Below are 10,452 nucleotides of genomic sequence, written 5' to 3'. Positions count from 1 at the left end.
ACATGAACCACTTGTTGTAGAGCTTCTCCATCTCGCCCGACTTCATCATGCCCGACACCACGCGGTCCACCAGCGCCTTGAAGGCCGGATCGTCCTTGCGCAGCATGAGCGACTGGTTCTCGGTGCGCAGGCTCTCGCCGGTGATGATGAAGTCCTTCGGATTGCGCGCATTCGCGATCTGGCCGGCCAGCAGGATGTCGTCGAGCACGAAGGCCTGCGCACGGCCGCTCTCCACCAGCAGGAAGGAGTCGCTGTGGTCCTTGCCGCCCAGGTTGTTGACCTCGAGGTTGCGGCCCTTGTCGGCCTCGCGCAGCAGGCGGAACGAGGTGGTGCCCGTGGTGGTGGCCACCGTCTTGCCCTGCAGGTCGGCAATGCTCCTGATGCCCGAATCGGCCTTCACCAGCATGCGCACGTTGTAGCGGAAGATGTCGGGCGAGAACGCCACCTGCTTCTGGCGCTCGACCAGGTTGGTGGTGGAGCCGCACTCGATGTCCACCGTGCCGTTCTGCACCAGCGGAATGCGGTTGGCCGAGGTCACGGCCTGGTACTTGATCTCGATGGCCGGCAGCTTGAGCTCGCTCTTCACCGCCTCGACAATGCGGTTGCAGATCTCGATGCTGTAGCCCACCGGCTTCAGGTTGCCGTCGAGGTACGAGAAGCCGAAGGACGACTCGCGGTAGCCGAAGGTGATGGCGCCGCTCGCCTTGATCTTGGCGAGCGTGTCGTTCTCCTGGGCCTGCGCGGCCACGTGCGGCAACAGGGCGGCAAAGGCCACCGCGAGAGCGGCAGCACCGAAAGGGATCGGCAGACGAAGCTTGGGCATGGAAGCGCTCCTCGGAACGGCGGTGGAAGAAAACAGGCGAAAGAAAATCGGCAGCGAAGCGGTCAGCGCGCGGCGGCGCGCGTCACCGCATCGATCGAAGCCGCGAGGCGGGCCGCGATCTCCTGCAGCTGCTGCCGCGTGGCAATGAAGGGCGGCGCGAGCAGCACGTGGTCGCCCTGCCGGCCGTCGACCGTGCCGCCGAAGGGGTAGCACAGCAGGCCGCGCGACATCGCGTCCTTCTTGATGAGCGCGTGGAGCTTCAGCGCCGGATCGAACGGCGCCTTGCTCGCGCGGTCGGCCACCAGCTCGATACCCCAGAAGAAGCCGCGGCCGCGGATGTCGCCCACATGGGCGTGGCCGCCGAGCGCCTCGGCCAGCATCGCGCCAAAGACCGCACCGTCTTCGCGCACCTTGGCGACGAGGCCGTCGCGCCGGATCACCTGCTGCACCGCGAGCGCCGCCGTGCAGGCCATCGGATGGCCGAGGTAGGTGTGGCCATGCTGGAAGAAGCCGCTGCCGCTGGACATGGCCTCGACGATCCTGCGCTGCGCCAGCACCGCGCCGATCGGCTGGTAGCCGCCGCCCAGGCCCTTGGCGATGGTGACCAGGTCGGGCACCACGCCCTCCTGCTCGCAGGCGTGCAGCGTGCCGGTGCGGCCCATGCCGCACATCACCTCGTCGAGGATCAGCAGCACGCCGTACTTGTCGCACACCGCGCGCACCGCCTTGAAGTAGCCCGGCACGGGCGTGAGCACGCCGGCCGTCGCGCCGCCCACCGTTTCCGCCACGAAGGCGATCACGCGGTCGGCACCCTGCGCGACGATGGCCGCTTCGAGCTCGGACGCAAGACGCAGGCCGTACTGCTCGGCGCTTTCATCGGCGCACTGCTCGCGGTACGGATAGCACGGCGCCACATGGGTGGCCGGCACCAGGATGGGCGCGAACGGTTCGCGCCTCCACGCGTTGCCGCCCACGGCCAGCGCGCCCAGCGTGTTGCCGTGGTAGCTCTGGCGGCGCGCGATGAAGTGCGTGCGCTGCGGCTGGCCGGTCTCGACGAAATACTGCCGCGCCATCTTGAGCGCCGCCTCCACCGCCTCGGAGCCGCCGCTCACCAGGTACACGTGGCTCATGCCCTCGGGCGCGGAAGCAATCAGCTCGTCGGCCAGCTGCTCGGCCACTTCGCTGGTGAAGAAGCTGGTGTGCGCATAAGCGAGCTTGTCGAGCTGCGCGTGCATGGCGGCCAGCACCTCGGGGTGCGCATGGCCGAGCGAAGACACGGCCGCGCCGCCTGAGGCGTCGAGGTATTCGCGCCCTTCGGCATCGCGGATGAACATGCCGCTGGAGCCGGCGGCAACCGGCGGGGTGTGGCGAAGGTGGCGGTGGAAGACGTGCGTCATGGCGGGTGGCTGGCGGATCCGGTTATGGAACTAACGTTTCCACCATATTATTGTTTGGAACATTTGTTCCGTCAACTGTTCCAGCGTTCCATGTCCGGTACATTCGTTCCAACGACCGCCAGAAGAGAGACACCGCCATGGGCGCCAGAGACCAGATCCGCCAGCGTTTCAACGAACTGAGCCCCGCCCTGCAGCAGGTGGCGCGCTACGTGCTCGACCATCCCAACGAGGTGGTGACCGCGTCGATGCGCAACGTGGGCACGCGCGCGCAGAGCACGCCCGCCACGCTGGTGCGCTTCGCGCAGCACCTGGGCTATGCGGGCTGGCCGCAGCTCAAGGAAGCCTTTGCCGGCGACATGGGCCTGGCCAGCGAAACCTATGGCGGGCGCGCCAAGCAGCTGATCGGCCGCGCGCAGGACCGCAGCCTCACGGCCGAGATGTTCGAGGTGCAGCGCCGCAACCTGGAGGCCACGCACCAGCAGAGCGAGCAGGCGATGCAGCAGCGCGCCTTCGCCAAGGGCGACGCGCTGGTGGTGGCCAGCTTCAGGCCCTACTCGCGCGAGGCGCTGCAGGTGGCCCAGGCGGCCCGGGCGGCCGGCTGCCGCATCGTGGCCATCACCGACAGCGTGGCCTCGCCGCTGTCGCTCTTGGCGGACGAAACGCTGCTCTTCACGATCAACAGCCCCTCGTTCTTTCCTTCGGTGGCGGCCGGCGTGGCCGTGACCGAGGCGCTGGTCGAGCTGCTCGCGAGCCGCGCGGGCAAGCCGGTGATCCGGCGCATCGACCAGGCCGAGGCGCAGCTGTTCGAGTCGGGTGCCTACCTGGTGGCGCCGGTGGCGCGCGGGGGGTAGGCCCGGCAGGCTCGATTGCATGCTGCAGCGCCGCATCGCGGAACCCCGCCGGATCGGCATGGTCCAACCGCTGTCGCGGTTGTGTGTCGCGACAGGAGGTAATGACCATGAAGCAAGTGAAGCATTGGCAAGATCCGGTCAACGTCGCCCTGGGTGCGTGGCTGATCATCTCGCCTTGGGTCCTGGGCTTCCAGGGCGTCACTGCCGCGATGTGGAGCGCAGTGGCGACGGGTGTCGTGCTGGGCGCCGTGGCGCTGGGAGCGACCCTGGTACCGCGTGCATGGGAAGAGTGGACCGAAGGCGCACTCGCCATCTGGCTGGCCGTGTCGCCCTGGGTGCTCGGCTTTGCCACCGTGGAGAACGCGATGGTCAACGCGGTGCTCGTGGCTGCGGCCATCCTGGTGCTCGCGCTGTGGGTGCTTGTCACCGACAAGGACTACCTGGGCGGGAGCATGGATCGCCACGCGCATTGAGCACGCAGGCGATCGCGTCGTGAGAAGCGGCCCCGCCCGCCACGTGCAGCGGGGCTGAGGGGACGGGCAGCCGCCCTCCCCGGCAGCTACTTCACTCCGCGCTGCGGAGAAGGGGCAGCCTGCGCCGTCGAAGGCGTGGACGACACGGTGCCGCCCGCCCCGCCGGCATGCCAGCCGCCGCCCAGGGCCTGGATCAGCGCCACCGCGGCGGTCTGGCGATTCACCTGCAGCTGCACCAGCGTGCGCCGCGCGCCGAGGGCGGCGGCCTGCGCCGTGACCACCTCGGTGTAGCTCACCTGGGCCGCGCGGTAGCGGTTGAGCAGTTGCTGCTCGGTCTTGTCGGCCGCGGCCGAGGCCTCGCGCCGCAGGCCTTCCTGCTGCGCCAGTGCGGCGCCGGCAGTGAGCTGGTCTTCCACCGCCTGGAAGGCGGTGAGCACGGTCTGGCGGTAGCGCGCCACGCTGGCTTCGTGCGCCGCCTTGGCCGAGTCGACCGTGGCGCCGATGGCGCCCGCATCGAACACCACCTGCGCCACCGACAGGCCGAGCGCCCACAGCGTGTTGGATGCATTGAACAGGTCTTTCACCCGGCTCGCGCTGCTGCCCACCGAGGCACTGAGCCCGAAGTTGGGGAAGTACGCCGAGCGCGCGATGCCGATCTGCGCATTGGCCGCAGCCACCGCGCGCTCGGCCGCCGCGATGTCCGGCCGGCGCTGCAGCAGCGTGGAAGGCACGCCCGTCGGAATGCCGGGCACCGTGGGCGTCCACTGCGCCGCGGGCAGGCTGAAATCGGCCGGCGCCACGCCCACCAGCATGGCAATGGCGTGCTCCAGCGTGGTGCGGATGCGCTGCAGGCCCACGCGTTCGGCCTGCGCGTTCACCAGCTGGGTCTGCGCCTGCAGCACGTCGGTCTGGGCCGCGATGCCGGCCTTGTAGCGGTTGCTGGTGATCTCGAAGGCGCGCTGGTAGCCCTCGATGGTCTGGTCGAGCAGCACGATCTCGGCATCGGCCTCGCGCAGCGAAAAGTAGTTGGTGGCCAGGTCGCCGACGGCCGACAGGCGCGCCGACGCCAGGTCGGCCTCGCTGGCCTCGGCATTGGCCTGCGCGCTGCTCACGGCCTGCCGCAGGCGCCCCCACACGTCGGGCGCCCAGTCGACCCCGAGCGTCGCTGAAAATGCATTGGCCGCATTGCTGGTGCCGCCGATGTTGCCGCTGCGCCGGCCGCTGCCGTCGAGCGATACCGTGGGGAACAGCGCCGCGCGCTCGCCCCGCACCAGCGCCTGGGCCTGCGCGTAGTTGGCCACGGCCGCGGCGATGTTCTGGTTCGACACCTGCACGCGGGCAGCCAGCTCGTCGAGCGTGGCGTCGCCGAACAGCTTCCACCATTCGCCGCGGTCGAGCGCATCGGCCGGCGCGGCGGGCAGCCAGCCCTCGGCGGTCTTCTGCTCTTTCCAGCCGGCGGGCGCAGCCGAGGTGGGTACTTCGTAGGCGGGGCCCACGGCGCAGCCGGCCAGCACGGCCGCCAAGGCGAGCGCGGACAGCCTGCCGGGCAGATGCGAAAGGATGCGTTGTCGGTGTGTCATGACAGCTTCGTTCATTCTTCTGTTCAGGTCGGCGAGGCTGCGGCGCGGCTCAGGTGCCGCTCGTTGCCCGAGCGCCGGCGCAGCTTGTCGAGCAGCACGTAGACCACCGGCGTGGTCAGCAGCGTGAGCAGCTGGCTCGCGATCAGGCCGCCGATGATCGCCACGCCCAGCGGCTGGCGCAGCTCGGCGCCCTGGCCGAAGCCGATGGCCAGCGGCAGCGCGCCCAGCGCAGCCGCCAGAGTGGTCATGAGGATCGGCCGGAAGCGCAGCATGCAGGCCTCGCGCACCGCTTCCACGGCCGAGATGCCGCGCGCGCGTTCGGCCTCGAGCGCAAAGTCGATGATCAGGATCGCGTTCTTCTTCACGATGCCGATCAGCAGGAAGAGACCGATCAGCGCAATGATCGAGAACTCCATGCGGAACAGCAGCAGCGCCAGCACCGCGCCCACGCCGGCCGAAGGCAGCGTGGTCAGCACCGTGATGGGGTGGATCAGGCTTTCGTAGAGCACGCCGAGCACGATGTAGATCACCACGATCGCCGCCAGGATGAGCGCCAGCTGCTGCCCCTGCGACTGCTGCGCCGCAAGCGCGGTGCCCTGGAAGCTGCCGCGCACGTTGACCGGCATCGCGATGTCGGCCTCGGCCTGCGCGACGATGCGGCGCGCGTCCTGCAGCGTCACGCCTTCACCCAGGTTGAACGAGACGGTGCTCGCAAGCTCGGTGTCCTGGTGGTCGATGGAGCTCGGCACCGCGCGCTCGCTGACCTTGGCAATGGCCGAGAGCGGCACCATCAGCGTGGTGCTGGCCGCCAGCGCCTGGCCGGTGGAAGCGGTGCGCAGGCCCGGGTTGGCCGAGGTGGTGGTCGAGGTGCCGGTGCTCGCGTCGGTGGTGTTGGCCAGCGAGCTCACCGTGGTGGCGCCGCTCGCGGTGGTGCTGGTGGTGAGCGTCGAAGGCACGTACAGGTCCTTCAGCACCACGGGCGCGCGCTGGTAGCGCGGGGCCCATTCCATGATCACCGAATACTGGTTGAGCTCGTCGTAGATGGTGGCGACCGAGCGCTGGCCGTAAGCGTTGTAGAGCGCGTTGTCGACCGCGCTCGAAGTCACGCCAAGGCGCGCGGCGCTTTCGCGGTCGACGTCGACGAAGGTCTCCACGCCGTTGTCGGCCTGGTCGCTGTCGACGTCGGTGAGCGCGGTCTCCTGGCGCAGCCGGTCGGCCAGCTTGGCGGTCCATGTGCGCAGGTCGGCCAGGTTGTCGCCCTTGAGCGTGTACTGGTAGGTGGAATTGCTCGAACGCCCGCCCATGCGCAGGTCCTGCACCGGGCTCAGGAACACCCGCAGGCCGGTGAGCTGGTTGAGCTGCGGCCGCAGCCGGTTGATGACGGCGGCGGTCTTCTCGGTGCGCTGCGACAGCGGCTTCAGGTTGACGAACATGAAGCCGCCGCCCGAACGGCTGCCGCCCGAGAAGCCCACCACGGTGTCGACCGCCGGGTCCTTGTGGATGATGTCGACGGCCTGGCGCAGCTTGTCGCTGAGCGCCACCGACGAGATGCTCTGGTCCGCGCGCAGGCCCGCGTTGAGCTGGCCGTTGTCCTGCTCGGGGAAGTAGCCCTTGGGAATGGCGGAAAACAGGTACACGTTCAGGCCCACCACCGCCAGCAGCACCACCACGACCACGGCCTTGCTCGCGAGCGCCCAGTCCAGGCTGTGGGCATAGGTGCGCAGGCTCCACTGGTACACGCCCTCGGCCATGCGCGCGAGGCGCCCCGGCGGCTTCGCGCCGGGCTCCTCGGCGCGCAGCAGCATGGCGCACATCATGGGCGTGGTGGTGAGCGAGATGACCAGCGAGATCAGCACCGACACCGACAGCGTCACCGCGAATTCGCGGAACAGCCGGCCGATCTGCCCGTCCATGAACAGCAGCGGAATGAACACCGCCACCAGCGACAGGCTGATCGACAGCACGGTGAACCCGACCTCTCGCGCGCCGCGCAATGCAGCCTCGATGCGGCCCATGCCGGCCTCGATGTGGCGGCTGGTGTTCTCCAGCACCACGATGGCGTCGTCCACCACGAAGCCCGTGGCCACGGTGAGCGCCATCAGGCTCAGGTTGTTGAGGCTGTAGCCCAGCAGGTGCATGACGCCGAAGGTGCCGAGCAGCGACACCACCGTGGCCACCGCCGGAATGATGGTGGCGCGCGCGCGGCGCAGGAACAGGCCCACCACCAGCACCACCAGCGCGATGGAGATCATGAGCGTGGCCTCGATCTCGCGCAGCGAGGCGCGGATGGAGTTGGTGCGGTCGGAGGCCACCTGCACCTCGATGTCCTGCGGCAATTGCGCGCGCAGCTCCGGCAGCAGCTCGCGCACGCCGTCCACGGTGTCGATGATGTTGGCGCCCGGCTCCTGCGTGACCAGCACGATCACCGCGGGCTGGCCGTTGAACAGGCCCAGCGTGCGCGTGTTCTCCACGCTGTCGATCACCCGCGCCACGTCGCCCAGCCGCACGGCCGAGCCGTTGCGCCAGGCGATCACCATGTCGCGGTACTCCACGGCATGGCGGCCCGGCGAGGGCGTGTAGATCTGCAGCCGGCGCTCGTCGTTCTCGATGGCGCCCTTGGGCCGGTTGGCGTTGTTGGCCTGGATGGCGGCGCGCACGTCCTCGCTGCTGATGCCGAAGCGGTTGAGCGAGAAAGGCTCCAGCTCCACCCGCACGGCCGGCAGCGAGCCGCCGCCGATCTCGACCTCGCCCACGCCCTCCACCTGCGAGAGCTTCTGGCTCACGATGTTGGACACGGCCTCGTAGATCTGGCCCGGCGTGCGCGTCCTGGAGGTGAGCGCCAGGATCGCGATGGGCGCGGCGGTCGGGTTGCGCTTGCGGTAGATGGGGTTGCTGCGCAGGGTGGCAGGCAGGTCGGCCCGCGCCGCGTTGATGGCCGCCTGCACCTCGCGCGCGGCGCTGTCGATGTTGCGCTTGAGGTCGAACTGCAGGCTGATGCGGGTGGAGCCGTTGGAGCTGGTCGAGGTGAGTTCGTTGACACCCGCGATCACCCCGAGCCGCCGCTCCAGCGGCGTGGCCACGCTCGACGCCATGGTGCTCGGGCTGGCGCCCGAGAGGCTGGCGGTGACCGAGATGGTGGGAAAGTCGACCTGCGGCAGCGGCGACACAGGCAGCACGAAGAACGCCGCGATCCCGGCCAGTGCAATGCCGATGGTCAGCAGCACCGTCGCAATCGGGCGCTCGACGAAGGGCCTGGACAGGTTCATGCGGCTGCGGCCTCCCGCTTGCGCCCGAAGCGCCGGCCCATGCGGTCGAAGGCCAGGTAGACCACCGGCGTGGTGAAGAGCGTGAGCACCTGGCTCACCACCAGCCCGCCGAAGATGGCCAGGCCCAGCGGCCGGCGCAGCTCGGCACCCTCGCCCCAGCCAAACATCAGCGGCAGCGCCGCAAAAAGCGCCGCCAGCGTGGTCATGAGGATGGGACGGAAGCGCAGCAGCGCCGCCTGGTGGATGGCCTCCTGCGGCGACTTGCCCTCGCGCCGCTCGGCGTCGATGGCAAAGTCGATCATCATGATCGCGTTCTTCTTGACGATGCCGATCAAGAGGATGATGCCGATGATGCCGATCACGCCCAGGTCGTTGCCCGTGACYATCAACGCGAGCAGCGCGCCCACGCCGGCCGAGGGCAGCGTCGAGAGAATCGTCAGCGGATGGATGTAGCTCTCATACAGCACGCCCAGCACGATGTACACGCACACCACCGCCGCCAGGATCAGCCACAGCTGGTTGGAAAGCGATTTCTCGTAGGCCCCCGCCGCGCCCAGGAAGCTCATGGTCATGCTCGCGGGCATGCCGATCTCCTTGGCCGCCGCGCGAATCGCCGCCACCGATTTTCCGAGCGCCACGTTGTCGGCCGTGTCGAAGCCCACGGTGGCGGCCGGGTACTGCGCCACGTGCGTCACCTGCAGCGGCGCGGCCTGCTCGCGCACCGTGGCAATCGACGAGAGCGTGGTGGCACTGCCGCCGCCGGTGCGCAGCTGCAGGTTGCCCAGGAGCTGCGGCGAAGCCAGGGCCTCGCGCTGAGCTTCCAGGATCACGCGGTACTGGTTGGTCTCGGTGAAGATGGTCGAGACGATGCGCTGGCCGAAGGCGCTGTAGAGCGTGTCGTCCACCGAGCTGGCCGTGACCGAGAGGCGCGAGGCCGTGTTGCGGTCGATGTCCACGTAGGCGGCCAGCCCCTTCGCGCCCGCGTTGGTGGTGGGGTTGCGCACCAGCGGTTCGGTGCGCAGGCGCTCCACCAGCTTCTGCGCCCAGGCATCGACCGTGTTGGTGTCCACCCCTTCGAGCGAGACGCGGAATTCGGTCGGGCCGGTTTCGGCGTCGATGGTCAGGTCCTGCGTGGGCTGCAGGTACAGCGTCACGCCGGCCACGGCGCGCACGCGCTCGCGCAGGCGCTGCATCGTGGCTTCCTGGTTGCCGCGGTCGGCGCGCATGTTGATGAGCATGCTGCCGGTGTTCAGCGCCGTGTTGTTGGCGGCGTCCACGCCCACCACCGAGCTCACGCTGGCCACCTCGGGGTCGGCCAGGATCGCGTTGGCGGCCTGCTGCTGCAGCTCGGCCATGCGCGTGTACGACACGTCCTGCGCAGCCTCGATGCGCGCCTGCAGCTGGCCGGTGTCCTGCGTCGGGAACAGGCCCTTGGGAATCACCACGTAGAGCAGCACCGTGAGCGCCAGCGTGGCCACCGCCACCACCAGCGTGAGCGGCTGGTGGCGCAGCACCCATTGCAGCCACACGTCGTAGCGCGCAATCACGCGATCAAGGAAGCGCTGCACGCCGACCCCGAAGCGCCCGCCCTCCTCGGCCTGCGGCTTGAGCCAGCGCGCCGACATCATCGGCACCAGCGTGAGCGACACCACGGCGGAGATCAGGATGGTGATGGCCAGCGTGACCGCGAACTCGCGGAACAGCCGCCCCACCACGTCGCCCATGAACAAGAGCGGAATCAGCACCGCGATCAGCGACACCGTGAGCGAGATGATGGTGAAGCCGATCTGCGTGGCCCCCTTGAGCGCGGCCTTGAACGGCGGGTCGCCCTCCTCCAGGTAGCGCGCGATGTTCTCGATCATCACGATCGCATCGTCCACCACGAAGCCGGTGGCGATGGTCAGCGCCATCAGGCTCAGGTTGTTGAGGCTGTAGCCCAGCAGGTACATCAGCCCGCAGGTGCCCACGAGCGAGATCGGCACCGCCAGGCTGGCAATGACCGTGGCGCGCACGCTGTGCAGGAAGAAGAAGATCACCAGCACCACCATCACCACGGCCAGCC

At 69.1% G+C, this 10,452-nt stretch carries 7 protein-coding genes; 2 read left to right on the top strand and 5 right to left on the bottom strand.

Going from position 1 to position 10,452, the window contains the following annotated elements:
• Together AC1DOC_RS11115 and AC1DOC_RS11110 are read right to left on the bottom strand one after the other, a co-directional pair.
• Positions 1–823 (bottom strand): amino acid ABC transporter substrate-binding protein (locus tag AC1DOC_RS11115; RefSeq protein ID WP_478129800.1); only part of this gene is annotated, 823 nt, incomplete at its 3' end.
• Positions 824–885: 62 nt separating this feature from the next.
• Positions 886–2,220, bottom strand: coding sequence for an aspartate aminotransferase family protein (locus AC1DOC_RS11110; RefSeq protein WP_478080646.1), 1,335 nt, complete (start codon positions 2,218–2,220; stop codon positions 886–888).
• A gap of 137 nt (positions 2,221–2,357) precedes the next feature.
• On the opposite strand from AC1DOC_RS11110, the gene AC1DOC_RS11105 reads away from it, so the two are divergent.
• On the top strand, positions 2,358–3,071 hold the full coding sequence (locus AC1DOC_RS11105; RefSeq protein ID WP_478129799.1) for a MurR/RpiR family transcriptional regulator: 714 nt from the start codon (positions 2,358–2,360) through the stop codon (positions 3,069–3,071).
• Positions 3,072–3,178: 107 nt separating this feature from the next.
• The gene (locus AC1DOC_RS11100; protein ID WP_012748699.1) at positions 3,179–3,544 is read left to right on the top strand and encodes an SPW repeat protein; all 366 of its coding nucleotides are present in this window, start codon (positions 3,179–3,181) and stop codon (positions 3,542–3,544) included.
• Between the two features lie 86 nt (positions 3,545–3,630).
• Here the strand turns inward: AC1DOC_RS11100 and AC1DOC_RS11095 are convergent, their stop codons facing one another.
• The 3 genes from AC1DOC_RS11095 to AC1DOC_RS11085 all read right to left on the bottom strand — a co-directional run.
• The gene (locus AC1DOC_RS11095; RefSeq protein WP_478080645.1) at positions 3,631–5,139 is read right to left on the bottom strand and encodes an efflux transporter outer membrane subunit; all 1,509 of its coding nucleotides are present in this window, start codon (positions 5,137–5,139) and stop codon (positions 3,631–3,633) included.
• Positions 5,140–5,147: 8 nt separating this feature from the next.
• The gene (locus AC1DOC_RS11090; protein ID WP_478080644.1) at positions 5,148–8,390 is read right to left on the bottom strand and encodes an efflux RND transporter permease subunit; all 3,243 of its coding nucleotides are present in this window, start codon (positions 8,388–8,390) and stop codon (positions 5,148–5,150) included.
• Positions 8,387–10,452, bottom strand: a 2,066-nt coding sequence (locus tag AC1DOC_RS11085) for an efflux RND transporter permease subunit (protein WP_478129798.1), incomplete at its 5' end; no start/stop codon positions are given. The genes AC1DOC_RS11085 and AC1DOC_RS11090, both read right to left, overlap by 4 nt.

The organism is Variovorax sp. 01T439_2, assembly GCF_056398445.1.
The sequence above is the reverse complement of the archived record's forward strand: the minus strand, read 5'-3'. Positions and strand labels throughout refer to the sequence as shown.

What these genes read in the sequence shown, in the direction of transcription:
- AC1DOC_RS11105 (WP_478129799.1), top strand. Translation starts at nt 2,358, where the DNA reads ATGGGCGCCAGAGACCAGATCCGCCAGCGTTTCAACGAACTGAGCCCC.
- AC1DOC_RS11110 (WP_478080646.1), bottom strand. Translation starts at nt 2,220, where the DNA reads ATGACGCACGTCTTCCACCGCCACCTTCGCCACACCCCGCCGGTTGCC.
- AC1DOC_RS11100 (WP_012748699.1), top strand. Translation starts at nt 3,179, where the DNA reads ATGAAGCAAGTGAAGCATTGGCAAGATCCGGTCAACGTCGCCCTGGGT.
- AC1DOC_RS11095 (WP_478080645.1), bottom strand. Translation starts at nt 5,139, where the DNA reads ATGAACGAAGCTGTCATGACACACCGACAACGCATCCTTTCGCATCTG.
- AC1DOC_RS11090 (WP_478080644.1), bottom strand. Translation starts at nt 8,390, where the DNA reads ATGAACCTGTCCAGGCCCTTCGTCGAGCGCCCGATTGCGACGGTGCTG.